Origin of the sequence: Rothia sp. HMSC08A08 (assembly GCF_001808385.1) — a bacterium.
Taxonomy (GTDB): Bacteria; Actinomycetota; Actinomycetes; order Actinomycetales; family Micrococcaceae; genus Rothia; species Rothia dentocariosa.
This window is the reverse complement of the sequence record NZ_KV793057.1, coordinates 113,250-134,727: the sequence shown is the minus strand read 5'-3', so window position 1 is coordinate 134,727 and position 21,478 is coordinate 113,250. Positions and strand designations below refer to the sequence as shown.

Below are 21,478 nucleotides of genomic sequence, written 5' to 3'. Positions count from 1 at the left end.
AAAACCCCAACTCTACGTAAAAACATGCTGTAGAATTGGGGTTCTCCTCGTCAGCTCGTAAAGTAGCTATCCTTGCGCAGATAGGCTTAGAGAGAAGCCACAACCTTGTTGGTGAACATTACCAAGCGGGATACATAACCATACTCGTTGTCGTACCAAGCGATAACCTTCACCTGGTCGCCAATAACCTTGGTCAGCGGCGCATCAAAGATAGTGGAGATTCCTTCGCCCTCAATGTCCTTCGAAACGATGGGATCCTCGCTGTACTTGATGATGCCCTTCATCGGACCCTCAGCTGCTGCCTTCAGAGCCGCATTAACTTCTTCCTTAGTAACCTCGCGGGATGCGGTGAAGGTAAGGTCGGTAATGGAGCCGGTAATGGTAGGAACGCGAACTGCGAAACCGTCCAGTTTACCCTTGAGCTCGGGAAGCACGAGGCCAACTGCTGCTGCTGCACCGGTGGAGGTGGGAACCATGTTGACAGCTGCTGCACGTGCACGACGCAGGTCGGAGTGAGGGGCATCCTGCAGACGCTGGTCAGCAGTGTATGCGTGGATAGTAGTCATCAGACCCTTTTCGATACCGAAGGAGTCGTTGAGAACCTTTGCCAAAGGAGCCAGGCAGTTGGTAGTGCAGGATGCATTGGAGACAATGTGGTGGTTCTGCGGATCGTACTGGTCGTCGTTCACGCCCATCACGAAGGTACCGTCAATATTCTTACCGGGTGCAGAAATAATAACCTTTTTGGCACCAGCATCAATGTGCGCCTGTGCTTTTGAACCTTCGGTGAAGAAACCGGTGGACTCAAGCACGACATCTACGCCGAGGTTCTTCCAGGGAAGATCTGCAGGATTGCGCTCAGCAAGAATCTTGATCTCTTTGCCGTCAACAACCAATGCATCGTCCTTGACCTCTACGTCGGCCCCCAGACGACCCATAATGGAATCATACTTAAGTAAGTTGGCAAGAGTCTTCGGGTCGGTAAGATCATTGATTGCTACGATCTCAAAGCCCTCAGCCTCAGCGCGTGCGGCGCGGAAGAAAGTACGGCCGATGCGACCAAAACCATTAATAGCTACGCGTACAGTCACTGGAGTATCTCCTTGTCAGTGCATTGAGTTTGACGGACTAGAGCCATTGTTCATGGGTCTCATGCAAGAGTCTCTAGAGTTTTTCGTCTCACGCTGGTTACGTGTCCGCCGGTGTTGTTATAATCGTACCTTAGTTTATGTGCGTTTGGGTGTGTTTTTATCGGGTATTTTTGTGATTTACCTTACAAAATTTACCAAAAACCCTTTGTTTTCTGTTGTTTTACGTTGAGTTCAGTGGCTCTGTATGTTGGGATATGGTTGTAGCTACTCAAACGCAACTGATGTCAAACTAAGACAAAATATACTAAAGACTTTATAGTTAGATCCTTCTCTTCTATGAAAAGAGCGCACGACCCCACGCGCCACCGCATCACAGTAGTATTAGCTTGCCTATAAAAATTTTTTGCGCAACAGAAGGGCGGGTTATCTGTAGAGAGTCCAGATAACCCTCCCTTGACACGACAATTACTTATGAAGACTTCGGGAGTTCAGTTCCAGGAATCCCCAGTTCTTTTGCACGTTTATCGGCCATGACTAGCAAACGACGAATACGTCCAGCGATCGCATCCTTCGTCAGAGGAGGATCTGCCATACGTCCCAGCTCGTCCAAAGAGGCTTGCTTATTCATGGCACGCAGTTCGCCCGCATAGCGCAGATGATCTGGAACATCGTCTCCCAGGATCTCCAAAGCACGTTCTACACGGGCACCCGCGGCCACAGCTGCCTGAGCAGAACGACGCAGGTTTGCATCATCAAAGTTTGCCAGACGGTTCGCAGTCGCCCGAACTTCCTTACGAGTACGTTGCTCACGCCACGCCTTGAGGGCGTCCTGAGCCCCCATACGCTCCAAAAGCCGGGCTATAGTCTCGCCATCGCGGACCACAACACGATCCACTCCGCGAACCTCACGCGCTTTAGCAATAATTTCCAAACGCCGGGCCGCTCCCACAAGAGCAAGCGCTGCTTCCGGCCCTGGGCATGTAAATTCGATTGCTGATGAGCGACCAGGCTCTGTGAGCGATCCATGTGCCAAAAAAGCACCACGCATGACCGCTTCGGCGTCCTGAATGGAGCCATTGACAACAGCAGGCGGCAGCCCCCGCACCGGGCGCCCTCGCAAATCTAAAAGACCGGTTTGTCGAGCAAGTGCTTCTCCCCCGGCATCAACACGCACTATATAACGCCCGCCGCGGCGCAAACCACCACCGCTGACGCTCGTTATCTCAGCCTCATGCCCGTATATTTCAGCAATAGTCTGCTGCATGCGTAACGCGGTCTGTTCGGAATCAACTTCTGCCTCAACAACAATCCGCCCAGAAACGATGTGCAAACCACCAGTAAAGCGCAGAATAGTCGAGATCTCCGCCTTACGTACTGACGCTTTGCTCGTTTCGTATCTGGCCAGCTCATCCTTAACGAGCGCGGTAAGAGCCATTGTTGTTCCTTCCCACCGTGAGGTTCGTATGATGTGATGTGCTGATAATGCACTCAGCTATGCTACATGCTCTATTTAGAGAAACGGTGTATCTTGAGGTGGCAGAAATAGAAAATAAATTCCACGCTTCTTACCTCTAAAACTTGAACGAAAATAGTTCGTGATACGCCGCTGCAAGTTTCAGAGGATTATGTACATTGTTTTCAGCTGATGCTCGTACGGGTGCCCACATCACACGCGCCCCCATAGATTCTGATTCTCGTTCCAGTTCGCTACGTACAGACTTGGGTGTTTCGTCATCAGCAATAACCGCGTCCAATCGAAGATCCGGGGCGTATCGTTTCAAGAGTGCTAAATGTGCGGCTGGAGTGAATCCAGCGGTTTCTTCGTCATCCGAAAGATTCATAACTACACAGCGCATAGCTTCTGTACGGCAGATAACATCGCGCTGTGCTTCTAACAACAAGTGCGGCAGAACGGAGGTGCGCCACGACCCGGGGCCTAAGATTACCCAATCGGATTCCTCAATAGCGGTTAGCGCTTCCGGACATGGGCGCGCGTCTTTGGGAGTAAGCCCAATATCGTGCACTTGCTTTTCTTTTGAGAGGTTAACTTGCCCGCTAATACGCACCCGTTCGATGCCACCGCCAGCATGTTCCCGTAGCACCGTACCATAAATAACCATAGGATCCAATGCCATAGGAAGCACCCGACCACGAGCGTTGAGCAGAGCTCCCGCCCAGTCAAGCCCAGCAACGGGGTCTTCAAGAAGCTGCCAGAGCGTCGTAATAAGCAGGTTTCCAAGGGCGTGATATTCAAGAGGAAACTCGTCAGTATACCCCTCAGGCGCGCTAAAACGATGCTGCATAACGTCTCGCCACGTTCGCCCCCAATCGGTATCATCGCAAAGGGCCGAGAGAGCCATACGCAAATCTCCTGGAGGGAGTACGCCCATCTCTTTACGTAAGCGACCCGATGAACCCCCGTCATCGGCAACCGTTACTATAGCCGTTAGATCTGTTGTGACATGCCGAAGCGCGGACAGCGAACCGTAAAGTCCATGCCCGCCCCCCAAAGCTGTTACTTTGGTAACGCGGTGAGTACTTTTAAGAAGCCGTAAAGCCTGAGTTGGTAACGCGGGCAGCTTCGGGATTCCCTGAGTATCAGAGCCGACAGGCAGGTCAGGTGAATGACCGATGCGTGCCATTACTCACGCCCCTTATCACGATGCAACACGTGCACATTAACTTCGGGAAATGCGCTCAGGCGCCGAGCGATTTCTTCCGTGACAGCGACCGAGCGATGCTTCCCGCCGGTGCATCCTATAGCAATGGTGGCGTAGTATTTTCCTTCGCGACGGTACCCTTCCAGAACCGGACGCAGAGCTTCCAGGTAGTTGCTGATAAATTCCTCAGTCCCAGAGTTACTGAGCACGTAGTCACGTACTGGGGCATCCTGTCCGGTGAGCGGACGCAATTCAGGAATCCAGTGCGGGTTTGGAATAAAGCGCATATCTGCCATGAAGTTCGCATCTGTGGGTGATCCGTATTTGAATCCAAAGCTCATGACAGTAAGGTTGAGTTTTTTATCCGGTCCGTCAGCAAACATCTCGCGTACTGTGCGTGCAAGCTCATGCACATTCATGCCCGTGGTATCAATCGTGCGATCAGAGGCGAGTCGAAGCCCCTCGAAGAGGGAACGTTCGGCACGTATACCGTCAAGTACGCGACCTTCTCCTTGAAGCGGATGGGGGCGACGCTGTGCCTCATAGCGAGCCACGATAGTTTCATCTTTGGCGTCTAGAAAAAGCATCGAGAAATCAACGTCGGATTTGCGAAGAGTTTCAATAGCCGCTGGTAAGTCGTCGAAAACCGCGCGGGCTCGTACGTCAATCCCCAGTGCAACCTTCGGAACTTTGGCACCATCCTGCGTAACGAGTTCCGCGATCGATTCCAGCATTTGTGGCGGAATATTATCAATCACATACCAGCCCTCATCCTCAAGGACATTAGCAACAGTGCTACGACCTGCGCCTGAAATACCGGTAATTACCAATATCTGGGGTTTTTGCGATTTATTTAGCAATTCGCCACTCATTATGTAGTTTCTCCTTTGATACGAATTGTCTCTAGTTCTCCATCATACTAGACAACCCCTTATGGCGGACGGCTATCTGTGCATAAATACCCGGGGTGCTACTTCAGGCAGTTTCCTTTTGGTTGAGGTGGTCATGCACTTTTTGTGCGAGCGCAGGCCCCACGCCTGAAACCTGTTGGAGTTCTTTAATCGAGGCATTCCGTACTTTAGCAACCGACCCAAAATGTTTAATAAGCGCTGCACGCTTGACACTGCCTAATCCGGGCACAGAGTCCAAAGCAGAAGCCACCATAGCTTTACCTCGTTTTGCGCGGTGGAACGTAATAGCAAAACGGTGTGCCTCATCGCGAATACGCTGCACAAGGTATAGCGCTTCAGAGGTACGGGGCAGAATCACTGGGAAATCATCGTCGGGTAACCACAGCTCTTCGAGGCGCTTTGCGATACCTACCACGTAGATATCCTCAATACCGAGGTCACTCAAGGCGGACTGGGCGGCTGCAACTTGAGGTGGACCGCCATCAACTAAGACCAGATTAGGCGGATACGCAAATTTAGCTGGTTCTTGTGCCGAGCTATCCGCCGCGACTTCTCCCGAGGACAAAGGTGCTTCCGCACGTTGCTGCTGCTCGGCGAGATAGCGTTTAAATCGCCTGGTGATGACGTCATACATACTGGCGGTGTCGTCACGAGCAGCATCCCCTGTGATCGAGAATTTGCGGTAGGCACTTTTGGTGGGCATTCCGTCTTCAAAAACCACCATGGAGGCCACCACGTTAGTACCTTGCACATGGGAAATGTCGTAGCATTCTATGCGCATGAGCGGGTCCGGTAGTTCTAAGACTTCTTGGAGTTCCACGAGCGACGCTGAACGGGTGGTAATATCCCCAGCACGACGGCTCTTGTGCAAGGTCAGGGAATGTTGGGCGTTCTCGGCGACCGTTTTCATCAGTGCCGCTTTATCGCCGCGCTGCGGTACTGCAATATCGACTTTGGCACCACGCACACCTGAGAGCCATTCCTGAAGCTGCTGGGTATTCTCCGGCATAGTAGGAACTAAAATCTGTCGGGGGATCTCATGTTGTGTAGCGTCTAACCCGGAATCTTCGTCAAAAGCTGCAGCGCTAGCAATATTTGCTGCCATTTCACTATAAACCTGAACGAGAAGCTGCTCTATTAGCTCAGTTTCGCCACCGTCATTAACCTTCTCAACGATCCAGCCACGTTGGCCTCGAATACGCCCACCGCGCACGAAGAACACCTGCACTGATGCCTCTAACTCGTCCTGAGCAAAGGCGAAAAGATCAGCATCAACAGAGTCCGATAAAACCACGGCGTTACGTTCAAATGCCTTTGTTAGCGCGGTAATATCGTCACGTAATACAGCCGCACGTTCGAAGTCCATATCGGCTGCAGCTTCTTTCATGCGTCGGGTAAGCTGGGTAATAAATTTTTCGGCGCCCCCTGCCATGAAACGGCATAGCCCATCTGCTAGTTCACGGTGTTCTTCGGGGCTCACACGCCCTACACACGGGGCTGCGCATTTATCGATATACCCTAAAAGACACGGGCGTCCCGATGCTTCGGCACGTTTAAAGATTCCCTCCGAGCAGGTACGCACCGGGAATACGCGCAGAAGCGCATCTAAAGTTTCACGAATAGCCCACACTTGTGAGTAAGGACCAAAGTACCGCACACCTTTTTTACGATCACCGCGCATGATCTGCGCTCGCGGGAATTTATCACGCATTGTGACTGCAAGGTAGGGATAAGATTTATCGTCGCGGAACGCTATGTTAAAGCGGGGTTTGTATTCTTTGATCCAGGTGTATTCAAGCTGTAGAGATTCCAGCTCGCTGCCAACCACCGTCCATTCCACGCTGGCGGCAGTATGCACCATAGCGTAGGTTTTCGGGCTCAGCCGTTCTGGGGCTACGAAATAGCTGCTCAGTCGGTTGCGCAGGTTTTTTGCTTTACCCACGTATATAACTCTGCCGTGGGAATCACGAAAACGGTATACACCGGGGTGCGTTGGGATATCGCCGGAGGCTGGGCGATAGCTCTGGGGATCTGCCACGAACGCTCCTCACGGTGTAAGACTACAAGATAACCGCGCATCCATAATCAGGATGCGCGGTTAAGTGTACTCGTTTTTAGACTGGCAAGCGCTACCCTGCGTCACGCTCGGCGGAGGGCGAAACGTTGTATTCGTCCTTCCGGGCTTGGCCCGAGAGCTGAGCGATAGCATCCATGATGTGGTCGGTGGTCTGACGGCGCTGTTTACCGGTCATTTTCTCGCCGGTCTTCTCAAAATGCATGGGTTCCCCCACGCGGATGGTAAACCGGTGAGGGTAAATCATATTTGAGCCGGGCTTCTGCAGACGTTCGGTTCCGATAAGACCCACAGGAACTACTGGTGCTCCAGTCATATGGGCTAGCCAGGCTACACCAATTTTGCCGCGGTATAAAAACCCGTCACGAGATCGTGTACCTTCAGGGTAGATACCGAAGACTTTACCCTCTTCAAGTTTTTCAAGAGCTAGATCGAGTGCTTTAAGGGATTCCGAACGGTCGGAGCGGTTCACGGGGATAATGTCTACGGCCTCAAAAAAAGCCTTCATGGCCTTGCCTCGAATACCCGGTGTATTTACGTACTCCGCCTTCGCGAGGAATGCTACTCGGCGGGGCATCATAGCGGAGATAATAATGGAGTCGAGGAAGGATAGATGGTTAGATGCCACAATTACGGGCCCCTTCTTTGGGAAATGCTCAAGCCCGGTCACCCGTGCCCTGAATACAGTGCGCAGTAGCCCCGTTACTACTTTTTGCCCTGCCTTGTACGCCAGCATGTCCGGACTCCTTATGGTTCTGGTGGTTTTCTCCGTTCTTTATTATTCCATACGGATTTTATAGGCTTGACGCTTGTAGTAACTTTCTCGGGATCAGCAAAGATATTATGAAAACCTATGGAGTGTTTTCTTTACTTTCTTATTATTTCAAGCAGATGCATATTCTTACGGTACCCCACCAGAATTAGAGCACAAAACCCTTGCTTATTTCTTAGATAAGGCTCACCTAAATACACAGCTAATATATCAAATTATATCAAACGATACACAATATGAGAACTATTCTTACTTTGCCTGTGTAATTTCTTTCATAATGATGACACCGTGTCTGTAAACTTTCTAAATTCGTATTCGTAATGCAAGAATAAAACTAAGTGCCTCTGTGAGCTTCCTAATTATGGGAGATGCTTACCGCGAGCACTAACAAAAATCAATCCACGCACACTGGAGACACATCAAAATGGCTAAGAAAACCGTAACGCGCGGGGAGATCGCCAAGATCACCCGCCGCACGGATGCAGTCGGTGCCTACGCTGGAAAAGGCTGGGTACAGGCTGTAGCGTTTGTGATGCTCTTGGGCTTTACCATCATGGCCGTCTTGGCGATGCGCACCTACGCGCTCTCTATGCCGCTCCCAGATAAGATCGTCGGCAATGACGGTAAAGTTATCGCAACTGCTGAGCAGATTCAGCATGGTCAGGAGCTCTATCAGAGCCGCGGTTTGCAGCAGTACGGCTCCGTTCTGGGTCACGGTGCGTACATCGGTCCGGATTTCACCGCAGAGTACCTGCGCAAGACCACCGATGCCGCCGTTGATAAATACCGCTCAGAAGGCAAGCAAGAACCGCGCGAAATCGTTAAAAACGAGTGGCGTCACGAGAATAAATACGACGAATCCAGCAAAACCCTTACCTGGACCGAAGGACAGACCAAGGGTTTCAGCTTGATGACAGACCACTACAAGGACACCCTTACCCGTGGTGATACTTCCTTAGGTCTTTTCCCTAACGCTATTAAGAGCGACGAAGAACTGCACGATTTGACGGCATTCTTTGGGTGGACGGCATGGGCGTCGGCCGCCGAGCGTCCTAACCAGGATTACACCTACACCAATAACTGGCCCGCAGAACCAAACGTTGATAATAAACCTACTGCAGACCTCATGGTTTGGTCGGCTCTATCGCTCATCGCCCTCATTGGCGGTACCGGCTTGTTGTTTGCCATATATGGTCGTTGGTCGCGCACCATCGGTTGGCATGGCGAAGAAGCCCCAGTCCTTGACTTCCGCCAGCCGGATGAAGTTAAGCTCACCCCCTCCCAGAAGGCAGCTGGACTCTTCTTCATCACGATTATTGTTCTATTCCTCCTGCAAGCCTTGGTGGGCGCTCTCACCGAGCACTATCGCGTTGAAATAGACGGGTTCTTCGGTATCAATATGGGTGAGCTACTGCCCTACACCGTGTCTCGAACGTGGCACGTACAGCTCTCCCTCTTCTGGACGGCTGCAGCGTTCCTAGCTGGTGGTATCTTCATTGCCCCGCTTATTACCCGCAAAGAGCCGAAGAAGCAAGGTCTACTCACCGTCGTCCTCTTCGTGGCCGTGGTTATTGTGGTGCTCGGTTCGCTTCTCAACGAATGGTTCTCGCAAAAGGGCTGGATACCCGAGAACACTATCTTTGCGCAGCAGTGGGAGTACCTTGATCTGCCGCGTTTCTTCCAGATTCTGCTCACCGCTGGTATGTTCATCTGGATTGTCATTGTTTGGCGTACCCTTAGCTCACGCCTCAAGAGCGGGAAGAAAACCTCCATGCCTTGGTTGTTCCTCTTCTCAGGTCTAGCAATTCCGATGTTCTACGCCGTAGGTATGCTCGCTGGTCAGCGCACCCATTTCTCAGTCGCCGAGTTCTGGCGCTTCTGGGTGGTACACCTGTGGGTTGAAGACTTCCTCGAACTCTTCACCACTGTGATGGTCGCCTACGTCTTCGTACTCTTGGGTGTGGTGCGCGAGCGCATCGCTATCTCCATTATCATGATGGATGCAGTGCTCTACTCCGCCGGTGGTGTGGTTGGTACTATGCACCACACCTACTTCGCTGGTACTCCTTCGGAACAGATGGCATTCGGTGCGTTCTTCTCGGCAGCAGAGGTTATTCCGTTGACCTTCCTGACTGTTGAGGCGTGGGGCTTCATGCAGTTGGGGGCTCGCCAGTACTCCAATCGCACCAAGCCGTTCCCGCATCGTTGGGCTGTGATGTTCCTTATTGCTGTAGGCTTCTGGAACTTCTTGGGTGCAGGTGTCTTCGGATTCCTGATCAACCTGCCGGTTGTTTCGTACTACGAAATCGGCACCGCACTCACCGCAAACCACGCGCACGGCTCTATGATGGGTGTGTACGGTATGTTGGCACTGGCCTTCGCGGTGTTTGCGTTGCGTTACCTGATTCCTGAGAATAAATGGCCTGAGAAGGGGCTAAAGTTCTCATTCTGGGCCTTGAACATCGGGCTGATCTGGATGGTCTTCATTTCGCTTCTGCCGCTGGGTGTCGCTCAGTTGTATAAGTCCGTGGGTGAAGGCTACTACGAGGCCCGTTCCTTCGCGTTTATTCACGATGGTTCAACTGTGATTATGGATTGGCTGCGCTTACCGGGCGACGTGATCTTCTTGGCTGGTATCATCCCGCTGATCAAACTCGCATGGTTGGGTATAACTTCGTACTTCTCACAGAAGAACAAAGAAACTGTTCTGGAGCTCCCCGAGCCGCCGCTATACGAGTTGGTGGATGACGAGCGTATTGCCGAGTTTGCGGGTGCTAAGGCTGCTGACGAGCTTCCCGAACAGACCAGTCCGTACCGTAGCGATCGTCGAGGCTGACTATCATGCCTGAGCAAATTGCCGGAGTATCCCTGATGGTGTGGCTATCCAGCGTTTATGCGCTGGGGCTAGTCGCCGTCGGGTGGGGCTTCGATATTCTTGCTAAGCGCACAAGCCAACGTTTCGTGGCATCCCGGACTTTCGGGTTCACCTACCACGAGAGTAACGATGCGTGGCTCTGCCCCGAGGATCAGTGGCTATGGCCGGTAGCGTTTGATACGGATAATCGTGTGATGCGCTACCGCGCCAAGCCGAGCGTGTGCAATACCTGTCCTATTAAGGACACTTGCACCGTCTCGTCTAATGGGCGTGAACTTACGCGTGAAGTTGATGAGTGGCCTTACTCGGAGTCGGGTAAGTTCCATCGCGGTCTTGCCGTGACGGTTGCGCTTTTCGGTCCTATTATCGTGGGTGCTACGGCTCTGGCCTGGCATGCTCCCTTGGAGCTGCTGGTGGAAGCCGCCGTTATTGTGGCTTGCTTGTCACTCACCTATCCCCTAGCCATCAAGCTCATCAAATCGCCTGAGAACTTTGTGGCAGATCCTAAACATATTCCTGGGTCTACTGCGGATGAATCGGTGGCGGTTAAGATGGATAGGTTTGCCGCCAAGTGGGGCGGTATTGGCAATGAGCGTAAGCGCCGCACCGACGATGCTCGTAAGCAGATAATCTCTACTGCAACTTTGCCTGTGCGTTCTTCGCAGATTGATCCTGATCGTCCGGCGTGGAGCGGCGAGGGGACTTCTACCCCACGTCTGCATAAAACTACCGCAGAGGTTATTCAGGAGCAGAATCTCGAAGAAGTCTCTCGTTAGTGTGAGGATGCGCGCCCCGGTTTCTAAGGTACCGTCGTTGATGAATTGGTAACCTAGAGATCGGGGTGCGTATTGTCACCGCATCTAGATTTTTTCTCAGCACGCATCTACACAGGTCATTCCTACTGACCGTTACCAACATATTTTTTAGAGGACATGATGGATTCTCTTACCGTTCTTTCGATTGTTATTCCGATTCTTGTAATCGTTGCTTTTCTGATTATTCGTACCCTTCGGGTCATCCCTGAATATCAGCGCGGTATTTCTTTCCGCTTCGGTCATCTGCGTTCCGAGCTAAAACCTGGCATTAACCTGGTGGTTCCGCTCATCGATTCGCTGCAGCGCGTGGACATGCGTGTGATTACGCTGACCATTCCCCCGCAGGAAGTTATCACAAAAGATAACGTTCCTGCGCGCGTGAACGCGGTAGTACTTTTCCGTGTGATTAGTGCAAAAGACGCCGTACTTGAGGTCGAAAACTACCCGATCGCTACTTCTCAGATCGCTCAGACTACACTACGTTCGTTGTTGGGGCGTGTGGATCTTGATACTTTGCTGGCGCATCGTGATGATTTGAATGCGGATTTGCAGAGCATTATTGATTCACGCACCCGCCCGTGGGGTATTAAAGTCGAGCTGGTTGAGATCAAGGATATTGAGATTCCTGAGGCCATGCAGCGCGCAATGGCTCGTGAGGCTGAGGCTGAGCGTGAACGCCGCGCCAAGATCATTTCGGCACGTGGTGAGCTTGAGGCTTCATCTCAACTTAAGGAGGCTTCTGACATTCTCAGTGATTCACCAGCTTCGTTACAGTTGCGGTATTTGCAGACTCTCTTGGAGTTGGGCGCTGATCAGAATTCGACGGTTGTTTTCCCGCTTCCGCTGGATATTGTGGGACCGCTTATGGGGGCTTTGAAGGGTGCTTCTCACGAAGAAAAGTAACAGCAGCCTTCGATAAATATCACAGAATTATCCGGAACAGTTCTTTCCTACAGACTCGGGAAATATAGCTTGTTCCGGATATTTCTTTAACCTATTCACCTCAGGGCGTAGAAATCATGAAAATAAGCAAGGAACCTAGCAGCTCTACTTGAGGCTCGATATATTGGATTCCTAACTTTCCTGTTTATCGCACACAGATTGGATTTATCATGTCAAAGATTCTTGTTATTTCAGGTCACCCGAACCTGCCAGATTCCACCGCAAATAAGACGGTTCTTGATGCCGTAAAAAACCATTTTGGCGATGCGATAAACATGCGTGAACTCGACAAACTGTACGTGAATGGTAAATTCGATGTCTCAGCCGAGCAGAAGGCACTCGCGGAAGCAGATATCGTGGTGCTTCAGTTCCCTGTGTACTGGTATTCGGTGCCGGGCTTGCTGAAACAGTGGATTGATGACGTTTTCGAGTACGGCTTCGTATACGGTTCGCAAGGCACGGCGCTGCGCGGTAAGAAGCTCTTGATTTCTGCGACTGCGGGAGCTCCCGAGAATATGTACCGTGATGCTTTGCCGTATGAGCTCACAACCACATACGCCGATTTTGGGAATACTGCCGCTTTCACGGGTATGGAGTTGGAAGAACCTATTTTCAGCTACGGCGCATCAAGCGATCCGGGGAATACCGCAGCGGTACGGGCTATTGGTGAGAATCATGGCACCAAGCTCATCGCTAGGTTAGAATCCTTGCGGGCTTAGTATATTGCGGTTGCTATTTTCTTTTTCGGCTCCATCGCATTAGGTATTTATCATGCATTTTATGGGTAATGTTGTGCATCGTACACCTTCTGGAAAACTAAAAGCTTGTTAGCAGTATGTATTAGATTCGGCATAATGTTCACAGGCAGACATAGAGAATAGCGTGCTAATATACGAAGGTGGCAAACTTGAGCTTATACTTGAATCAGCACTCACAAGCTCATGATTCTGATGTTTACTAGATTGGATGACTATGTCTAATATCCTGATTATTTCGGGGCACCCTGACCTTACGACTTCTAACGCTAACAAGGCTATTCTTGATGCCGTGCGGGCACGGTTCGGCGATAACGTCAAGATTCGTGAGCTCGACAAGCTGCGTGTAAACGGTAAGTTTGACGTACCTGCTGAGCAGAAGGCACTTGTGGAAGCAGACGTCATCGTTCTGCAGTTCCCGGTGATGTGGTATTCAATTTCTTCTCTGCTGAAGCAGTGGATTGACGACGTTTTCGAGTACGGCTTCGCGTATGGAGAAAACGGCACCGCTTTGCAGGGTAAGAAGCTTCTGATCTCTGCAACCGCTGGCGCTATTGAAGATGTCTACCGCACCATGCTGCCACGCGACGTATCTGCCACGTTGACCGAGTTTGAGAACACTGCAGCGTTTACCGGTATGCCTCTTGAGGAGCCACTATACAGCTACGGCACCACTGGCGACCCCGATAACCCCGCTGTTGCTCGCGCCATCGGTGAGGATCACGGCAAGCGTCTCATTGAGCGTCTGGAGGCTCTGGGGGCATAGTCCCTTCTACGTGCTAAAAAGGCTCTTTATCCGAATCAAGCGGTGAAAAATACGCTTTATATGGATAAAGAGCCTTTTTTACTTTTTCGCGTGGGGCCGGACGGTGTGAGTTTACCGCAACGCTCTATGAGCCTGGTCGAAAAAGTCACGTTCATATAGGCATGCGCTCATATATGCCTGCGCGGCGGCAACACGCTGACTGGGGGAAGCCTGCTCAAATGCTTCCTCAACAACCGCCACGCAGCGGCGCACATCTGCAGCAAACTCTTCGCTGCCATACACCGAAATCCAGGCATTGTACGGATGTTCCTCGTGGGTTTTCTCCAAGAGCCGGTAACCGATCTCAAGGTACAGCCAGTAGCATGGAAGCGCCGCAGCTGCGCCCACCACATAATCCTCGCCAGCAGCAGTAGCACGTAAAAAGTTCGTGTACCCCATTGTCACTGCCGAAGGTGCACCACGCCGAATACCCCCCTGCTCCGCAGGAATAGCGGGATGCGCCGCCAACCATTCATCGTGCAAAAGCGATTCCTCAACAATTGCCGCCTGGGCACCCGCAGCCCAATGCACCTGACCTTGCGGTGAGGTGGCACGTGCCGAAAGAGTAGCTAAGGCGCGAGAATACTGGGCAAGGTACTGCGCATCTTGGTCTAAATAGAAGCCGAATAAATCCTCGTCAAGCGTGCCGTCGCCCAGCCCGCGAATAAAGGGCAAATCGAGAATGTCACACCAAATATCACCGGTAGCTTGCCACAGGGCGGCAGTCCACGGACCCGCCGGGGCTACCTTCGACTCTGGGGATTTCCGCTGCGCAGGTTTCACCAAATTCTTGGGGCTCTCGCCCGTAAGATTTTTATCAGCGTATAAGTGCTCCCACGGTTTCGTATCGGCTGCATGTTCCAAACGGCGAGCACGTGCCTGATGATCGACCGGTCCGTGACCCTGCCCGCTGCCCACGTGCAGTTCCTCACCCGCGATAATAGCCTCGTTGAGCCACCGGGTGCTCCAAGCCAGCGCGTTCGTGAGTACTCGTACACTCAGCTCATTATTGCCATTCACAAGAGCAAGTCCAAGGCGGGTAGCAAGACTTGATGAGAGTGAGCACCCGGTACCGTGGGTATTCTTTGTCTGGACGCGAGTGGTAGCCACATGTGTATGAGTTCCATTAGGGAAAACAGCCGAGTTTCCAGCGTCCTCCCCCGTCAGGTGACCGCCCTTAACAATCACGGTCGTGCCAGTGCTCCCCGCGAGCTGAGCCGCCTGGTGATGCGCCTCCTTCAAAGTCTGGGCAGGGTTGCTCTCACAAAGCACCGCGAGTTCGGCGATATTCGGAGTGATAACATCTGCCTGCGCCACCAATTCGCGCAGTGCCTGCTCAGCGTCTTGACTAATCAGGCGATCGCCGCTGGAGGCAACCATCACCGGATCAAGTACCACCACTGGTACCGGATGTTCTGCAAGCCAGGTCTTGACGGTGGTGATAGTTTCAACATCGCCGAGCATACCAATTTTAACGGCATCCACAGTCACATCGTCGAAAACTGCCGCAAGCTGTTCCTGTAAAAACTCGGTAGGTGGAGCAAAAATGCTGCGAACCCCTTGTGTATTCTGTGCGACAAGCGCGGTTGTGGCGCACATACCGTAACCACCGCTTGCGGCAATAGACTTGAGATCAGCCTGGATTCCAGCACCGCCTGTAGGGTCGGTTCCGGCAATGGAAAGCACACGAGGCGTAGATGTGTTTAATAGCGTCATAGCTATAAGTCTCCTTGGGATGGGCGTGGCATCGCTGCAAACGCACCACGCTATCTAGATAATGATGAATCGGGTGTTTCAGAAAGAAGGTTAAGGCTGCTCTGCCACGGTTCGATATCCCTTCGCTAGTTCTAACTAGAGCAGGTTCAATGGGTATATCTCAGCTCCAGACAACAGCGCCGTGCTGTGTATCCGTTACAAAATGGAGCACCCCATATCGCGTTTTCACTGTAGCATATGCTGTTGGGCTCAATAGGTTCACGGACTTTATGTGTCATTGCCGTGCACATATCTCTAAGTTTTGGTAATTTTCAAACTCTTATAAAGTAATATTTCTTATTCTTGACATGTAACAGTACTGTTGAAAAGGGTCGCGCTCCCCTGCGGCCTGCTGTATATTCACCCAACCACGAAAGTTCACTGATGAGCATTCCTGCCCTTAGGCACAATAGTGTGCCTCAAAAAGTCCTCAACCGTCGTGCCTTGATAGCCTTCGCATCGGGGATCTGCGTTACTGAGTTCCTGACCGCTTGCGGAGAGCAAGCACATGAGACGGCACCTGCTCGTGCCGAAGCATCCAACACTACAGACGGTCGCTCCAGCCCACATGGTACCGAATCTGCCTCACCTGAGGCACAGGCGCATCCGACCTTCACTAAGGGTTATTCTGGTGGCTCTGAAGCGCCCAAAGGTGAGTACCGTCCTGCAGACGAAAAAGGACCCGCGCAGAACGTCCCCAAGCCCAAAAAGCCCGAAGATATTGGGATTGAGACACCGGAGGCGCTTATGCACTTCATCGATTATTGGAATGCTTTAGGAAACTACGCTACCCAAACCGGAGATGTACAAACTTACGCAGATTACACTGCCGCAGGGTACAAAGAAGTTGAAAAATTCTGTAACCATATGCAGCGTCTGTACGATAAGGGAGGCTGGGTCGTAGGAGGCACTCGCAAGATTGTCGCCGATCCCTCAACTTTACGTTCGCCCAGCGATCATGTGTACCTCATTGTTGGCAGAATAATTTCGAATGATTACGTTATCTTAGATAACGAGCAGTACAAAACGTTCTCATTCCCCGCTTCTCAAGAAAACGACAATATTCTTGAGTTTGGTGTTGTATTCCAGACAAGTAATGGCCATTGGTCATTTGCTGGTACAGAGAAACTTGATGTCAATGTCAAATAAGAAATACATCTTCTGCGTCACAACGTTGCTCTTTCTCTGTCCAACACTATCTATGTCTGCCTTCGCTACTGATTATTCTGGCGATGCTAAAGGAGGAAAAATAACAGTCATTGGGCGGTCTTCTTCATCCAATAAACCTGACCAGCAAGGACCTAATGAATATGAGCAATCTGAATTTAACAGATATCAGAGCCAAGAAGCACCCATAGTTACACCTGATACAGGCTCTAACGCTCCCGCAACCGTGAGTAGTGTAGGAAATACCTTCGATGTCTACAATGGCAATGCTTCTAAAGATGCGCCCTGTATCTACCAAGGGAAACCCGGTAAAGTAGCCCGTGTGCCCCTACCCATTGACGATTCAGGCAACTATAAACAATACGGTGTCGTTCAGTCAGGAAACGGCGGTATAGCGTGCGTTCCCAACGATCCTGCAGACCAAAACACACCTGAAAACGAACCTACTGCCGATAACGCCCAAGTTCGCACCCAAAAGATAGAGCACCAGGTTCGGGAGCAACTCGCCGAACTTACCACCACAAAACCCGCACTACATTTCGACGGGCATGAGCCCCACGTCAATACCGGGATCAACACAAACTTCTATGTGACCGGTGTTAAAACCGAAGCACGTGATACTACTATCCTCGATGAAGAAGTCACGATAGAAGCTGTTCCCGTTGCCTATACCTATGAGTACGGTGCCGGCGACCCTGTGTACACAACGCGGGATTCAGGAACCGCGCAAGGCTCTGTCTGGGACAAGAGCAAACGTAACTTTAAACCCACCGACACCAGCTATGCTTTCAAAGAATCCGGCAACTATCATGCTTACGTTACTGTCACCTATCAGGGTCGGTACCGTCTCAAAGGTGGGGACTGGAATATTGTTGGTTCGCTTACGGTTCGCAGTGATCCCACTCTAGTACGCGTGTGGGATACCGAGGTGCATTCTGTAGGTAAAACCTGCCACGAAGACCCTGGTGCTCGAGGATGCCCAGCACATCCGGATGAGCCCGATCGGAATAATCCGAATCCAAAGTTAACGCAGCCTGACCCGGTGACAGGGCAGCATTGGCATCGCGATGACTCGGGAGCAGGCGATACCGAATGGCGGCTCCATAAGAAAAAATAAATCCCAACCAATTCTATAACCTGTCCGAGCGTCGTACACTTTTCTTCTCTATCGTGCCGTTGTGCCCATCTACGAGAAGGACAGAGAGTGTACGGTTCTTGACTATCATCTTCTAGGTCAGAGCGAAAATCTCAGCGGGCGTGCCCTCAGCGGTAATCATGCCTTCCTGAAGCAAAACGGCGCGGTCTGCCAGGGATGCGATACGCGCATCGTGCGAGATAATCAACACAGCACGATTCGCGAGCACGGCCTGTAATGATTCGGTCGCGTCCACAAGCTCAAGCTGGGTGGTCGATTCATCAAGAATCACCGCGTGAGGGTTTGCCGCGACGATGCGCGCTAAAGCAAGCTGCTGAATCTGGTCACGGGTGAGTTCGTGCTCTCCCGTACCGATACGCGTCTTCAACCCTTGGGGAAGCTCACGCCACCAACGAGCGCTAACAGCATCCAGAGCTTCACCGATCTGTTTCTCGGTGGCTTCTGGTACTACAGCGGTGAAATTATCAATAACGGTACCAAAGAAAATATGTGCTTCTTGGGTACAAACCAGTAGTCGCGGCCTACCATCTTCGTACTTGTCAGTTGGAAATTCCCCATTGCCAACTGGTTTTCCCAGCACACGGATTGTACCGTCAAGCGCACTCAAGGAACCGCCGATGAGCCTTGCAAGCGTGGTTTTTCCAGAGCCAGAACGCCCAACTAACGCTAAGCACTCCCCAGGCGCAATCTTTAGATTAATATCAGTCAGTACAAGCGCATCTGAAGAATAACCGTACGACACATGGGAGCACTCGATTACATGTGTGGTATTCCCCAAAGTTTCATGATGTTGTGCTCTACGAATATCTTTGCGCCGAGCACGCTGCACTTGCGCCAGATTAATAATCCCGAACACGCGCCCCATATTAACCAGCATTATGCGTATATTGCCCACGTGATGCCCCAAAATATCCGCCATAGTTCTCAAGCTGAAAACCATAATGGATGCAGTCGCCAAGGCACCCCAGGTTGCCCACCCTTGCATGACGCAGAAGGACCCCCAGAGCAAGCAGATAACGGTAGGGAACCACGCATTCAGAGCATCAAGCGTGTAATAATTCTGGCGTATACGCACCATCTTGAGTGTAGCCCGATAACGCCGATCGTTATCAGCCTCGAATGTTTCGTTGCGAGCATCATGCACCCCAAGTTCACGAATGGTGGATGCGCCCCGGACGTTCTCGGTCAGCACGCTATTAAGCTCGCTCGTAATCTCCTGCACGCTCTGATTTTCACGGGCAAGACGCGGCAGAAAATATCCCATCAACACGCCCAAGCCGATAATCATAGGCAAGAAGATAACGCTCAGAGGTACGCTGAGTGCGGCAAGTGAAACCATAGAAACTACGAAATACAGAATCACAAAAAGAATTTCGAGCAGGTCAAAGCTGACGGCGTTCGAGGCTGAAGACAGGTCATCAGTCACTCGTGTGAGCAGGTCACCGCTGCCGGATTCCTCGACGGTTCGCGCATCAAGATCTAGAGTTGCATCGATGGTATCTATACTTGCTTGGCGTGTTACGAGGGCGCCAAGACGGGCGGCGCTGTACATAGCCAAAAGCATCACGATGGCTTGAGCAACAGTAGCGGCAAGAATGATCAATACAGGTTTCCACGGAAATTGCGCATACTTACCAGCCACAACGTCGTCAACAGTTGCACCAATCTGCAGAGGCACTACCGCGCCCATGACGCTGCTCAACACATAAACCATAAAAGTGAAGAACGCACGCCCTCTATAACGCACAATATAGGAACCCATTTTCTGCACAACCACACGGGATGGTTCGGTTGGTAACTTAGACATGATTTACCCTCTGGGTTTCGATATTGTTATCTCGCGCAATACGCCGAGATACTTCTGCAGTTGTCGAAATAACGTAAATAGTCTCAAAACTCGCAAGCAGCCCAGGATAGAGCTCTGGCGCTGTAGGCGTGCCCACGCATTCCTCAAGTCTGTCGTAAATATATTTCTGGCTTGGCTCGTCCACAGAATTAAGGGGCTCAGTCAAAATGAGTATTTGGGTGTCCTGAGCGAGCGCACGTGCGAGAGCTAAACGTTGGCGTTGTCCGCCCGACAGGTTAGCCCCTTCGCTAGTGATCAGCGCTTCAAAATATTCATCTGGATTTCGCCCACCCAAACGGTAAGCAATTTCGCTAGAGTCTGTTATCTGAAGGAGAGCTTCATCTTTCGCTTGCGCAGCCACAGTATCTTCGGGCGGTACGGTGCCCAGACGTAGGTGATTCCGCAGAGTTCCGGCGAAAATCATAGGGTTAGGCTCACTTAGTAGAATTCGCTGTTTATCCGGCAGTTTTTCGGCAGCGAGCGCACGCACATGTTCGACAAGCGATTCTGCATACTCTTGAGCAGTCAGCTGCCAATGCCGAGGATTGATGTATACGATGCGCGTGTTGCTTGCCTTTGCGGGAACCTGCGGGATATCGACGACCGGCATATCGTGTTCTTTCTCATGGCTCACATATGCTTCAAGTTCGGTATCTGTTCGCGGTTCTTTGAGCACACCTTGACGTACCCCGGCGTACCCTTCAAGCCGAGCAACTTTAGCCAGCCCCACCTTGGCGTAACGCCATTCGGTGAGAAAGTTTTGTGAAATCCAGACGGGCCCACCCATCATGGCGATAATAGAAGCAACCGTTACTAGGGAAGCAGCTGGAACATCAGGTACCCAGCGTCCGTTCTCAACATGTCCCGTCAGCGCGAAACCAATACCAAGCAGGGTGACTGTTCCGCTGAGGAATACGCGGATAAGGAACATCCAGCGATGAGTTTTCTCATATTCCATGAGAGCATCGAAAACATCATCTGCTCCCTGGTGATAGCGCTCGCGCATTTGCTGTTCAGCGCCCAGTCCCGTGATGGTGCGTAGTCCCGTTGCTATATCTGAGGCACGCGAAGAATTTTCACCATCTTTCGCGCGGTATACGCCCACTTTACTTTCCATGAAGGTGGAGTATTTCGCCAGAACCCATATCACTAAGGCTGTTCCGGTAAGAGTCACCGCAGCAGTGAGCGGACTAATGAGCCACAACTGTATAGCGCCTAAAGTTGCGATAATCATGGCGTTGGTGAAGAGAGGGATTGAGAAGAATACTGCGCTGATACGGCGCACGTCTTTGCTCATAACGGTAACCATCTCACCCGCATTGTTCTTATGCGCTGCGCGGTTGAGCAGGGCGTTAATATAGGTGCGCCAGTCGCGGTCTAGCTCGGCACCAAATTTCATGGATGCGCCCCACCCAAAGTATTCGTTGAGCGCGATAAACCCGATGGAGACGACAACGACCCAAAACAGCAGCCAGGCATCAGCCGTGTGTCCTGCGATTTGGCGGTTGATAAAAGTGCCCACGACAACGGGAATGCCGATAGCGCCTATACCCGCAGTAGTTTCGCCAAGCATGGGGATAACCCAACGGTACCAGGGATATGTATAACCGGGGGCACTCACACGTAAAGATACCCGATTTTTTAGGTCATCGTCAGAAATACCTACCTTGGGAGTTTGTGAGGACTGTGTAGGATTTTTCTGCTGGTGCTGTGTCGTCTTTGTACTAGTGGGAGCTTCTTCTGTACTTCTTTGGTGATGCTGCTCATCCACGTTCGCCATATGTGCCTCGCTTATACCCTCTATTTCATTAAATATTGAGGCTAACACATTTACCTTATATATGTGACATGTTG

At 51.5% G+C, this 21,478-nt stretch carries 16 protein-coding genes and 1 riboswitch; of the genes, 7 read left to right on the top strand and 9 right to left on the bottom strand.

Annotated features, from left to right (window positions below):
* Nucleotides 1-86: 86 nt before the first annotated feature.
* The 6 genes from gap to HMPREF3164_RS02495 form a co-directional block, all read right to left on the bottom strand.
* A complete protein-coding gene (gene gap, locus HMPREF3164_RS02520) occupies nucleotides 87-1,091 on the bottom strand; it encodes a type I glyceraldehyde-3-phosphate dehydrogenase (protein WP_070448667.1) in 1,005 nt (334 codons plus the stop codon).
* Nucleotides 1,092-1,560: 469 nt separating this feature from the next.
* Nucleotides 1,561-2,526, bottom strand: coding sequence for a DNA-binding protein WhiA (whiA, locus tag HMPREF3164_RS02515; RefSeq protein WP_048752241.1), 966 nt, complete (start codon nucleotides 2,524-2,526; stop codon nucleotides 1,561-1,563).
* A gap of 136 nt (nucleotides 2,527-2,662) precedes the next feature.
* Nucleotides 2,663-3,733 carry a gluconeogenesis factor YvcK family protein gene (gene yvcK, locus HMPREF3164_RS02510; protein ID WP_070448665.1) on the bottom strand — a complete coding sequence of 357 codons (1,071 nt, stop codon included), beginning with the start codon at nucleotides 3,731-3,733 and terminating at the stop codon, nucleotides 2,663-2,665.
* On the bottom strand, nucleotides 3,733-4,623 hold the full coding sequence (rapZ, locus tag HMPREF3164_RS02505; protein WP_048754074.1) for an RNase adapter RapZ: 891 nt from the start codon (nucleotides 4,621-4,623) through the stop codon (nucleotides 3,733-3,735). The genes yvcK and rapZ overlap by 1 nt, the downstream gene beginning before the upstream one ends.
* 103 nt (nucleotides 4,624-4,726) lie before the next feature.
* Nucleotides 4,727-6,700 (bottom strand): excinuclease ABC subunit UvrC, encoded by a 1,974-nt coding sequence (gene uvrC, locus HMPREF3164_RS02500; protein ID WP_070448663.1) that lies wholly within the window; start codon nucleotides 6,698-6,700, stop codon nucleotides 4,727-4,729.
* Nucleotides 6,701-6,791: 91 nt separating this feature from the next.
* A complete protein-coding gene (locus HMPREF3164_RS02495; protein WP_004004596.1) occupies nucleotides 6,792-7,472 on the bottom strand; it encodes a lysophospholipid acyltransferase family protein in 681 nt (226 codons plus the stop codon).
* 460 nt (nucleotides 7,473-7,932) lie between these two features.
* Between HMPREF3164_RS02495 and HMPREF3164_RS02490 the strand changes: the two genes are divergently transcribed.
* From HMPREF3164_RS02490 to HMPREF3164_RS02470, 5 genes are all read left to right on the top strand, one after another.
* The gene (locus HMPREF3164_RS02490) at nucleotides 7,933-10,344 is read left to right on the top strand and encodes a nitric-oxide reductase large subunit (protein ID WP_048754076.1); all 2,412 of its coding nucleotides are present in this window, start codon (nucleotides 7,933-7,935) and stop codon (nucleotides 10,342-10,344) included.
* A gap of 5 nt (nucleotides 10,345-10,349) precedes the next feature.
* Entirely contained in the window at nucleotides 10,350-11,159 is an 810-nt protein-coding gene (locus HMPREF3164_RS02485; RefSeq protein ID WP_048754077.1) for a transposase, read from the top strand.
* 159 nt (nucleotides 11,160-11,318) lie between these two features.
* Complete coding sequence (locus HMPREF3164_RS02480; protein WP_004004593.1) at nucleotides 11,319-12,101, top strand: slipin family protein; 783 nt, start codon at nucleotides 11,319-11,321, stop codon at nucleotides 12,099-12,101.
* A gap of 209 nt (nucleotides 12,102-12,310) precedes the next feature.
* Nucleotides 12,311-12,859 carry an NAD(P)H-dependent oxidoreductase gene (locus HMPREF3164_RS02475; RefSeq protein WP_070448661.1) on the top strand — a complete coding sequence of 183 codons (549 nt, stop codon included), beginning with the start codon at nucleotides 12,311-12,313 and terminating at the stop codon, nucleotides 12,857-12,859.
* 247 nt (nucleotides 12,860-13,106) lie between these two features.
* Nucleotides 13,107-13,661 carry an NAD(P)H-dependent oxidoreductase gene (locus HMPREF3164_RS02470; RefSeq protein WP_246822570.1) on the top strand — a complete coding sequence of 185 codons (555 nt, stop codon included), beginning with the start codon at nucleotides 13,107-13,109 and terminating at the stop codon, nucleotides 13,659-13,661.
* Nucleotides 13,662-13,772: 111 nt separating this feature from the next.
* Here HMPREF3164_RS02470 and HMPREF3164_RS02465 read toward each other — a convergent pair whose 3' ends face one another.
* Entirely contained in the window at nucleotides 13,773-15,416 is a 1,644-nt protein-coding gene (locus HMPREF3164_RS02465) for a bifunctional hydroxymethylpyrimidine kinase/phosphomethylpyrimidine kinase (protein WP_048752255.1), read from the bottom strand.
* Between the two features lie 100 nt (nucleotides 15,417-15,516).
* Nucleotides 15,517-15,641, bottom strand: a riboswitch (TPP riboswitch).
* Nucleotides 15,642-15,839: 198 nt separating this feature from the next.
* On the opposite strand from HMPREF3164_RS02465, the gene HMPREF3164_RS02460 reads away from it, so the two are divergent.
* A complete protein-coding gene (locus HMPREF3164_RS02460; protein WP_070448660.1) occupies nucleotides 15,840-16,604 on the top strand; it encodes a DUF6318 family protein in 765 nt (254 codons plus the stop codon).
* 52 nt (nucleotides 16,605-16,656) lie between these two features.
* Complete coding sequence (locus HMPREF3164_RS02455; protein WP_246822569.1) at nucleotides 16,657-17,739, top strand: hypothetical protein; 1,083 nt, start codon at nucleotides 16,657-16,659, stop codon at nucleotides 17,737-17,739.
* A 112-nt stretch (nucleotides 17,740-17,851) separates the two neighbouring features.
* On the opposite strand, the gene HMPREF3164_RS02450 is transcribed toward HMPREF3164_RS02455, so the two are convergent.
* Together HMPREF3164_RS02450 and HMPREF3164_RS02445 are read right to left on the bottom strand one after the other, a co-directional pair.
* Nucleotides 17,852-19,585 carry an ABC transporter ATP-binding protein gene (locus HMPREF3164_RS02450; RefSeq protein ID WP_070448658.1) on the bottom strand — a complete coding sequence of 578 codons (1,734 nt, stop codon included), beginning with the start codon at nucleotides 19,583-19,585 and terminating at the stop codon, nucleotides 17,852-17,854.
* Nucleotides 19,578-21,404 carry an ABC transporter transmembrane domain-containing protein gene (locus tag HMPREF3164_RS02445; RefSeq protein ID WP_246822568.1) on the bottom strand — a complete coding sequence of 609 codons (1,827 nt, stop codon included), beginning with the start codon at nucleotides 21,402-21,404 and terminating at the stop codon, nucleotides 19,578-19,580. The genes HMPREF3164_RS02450 and HMPREF3164_RS02445 overlap by 8 nt, the downstream gene beginning before the upstream one ends.
* Nucleotides 21,405-21,478: the final 74 nt, after the last annotated feature.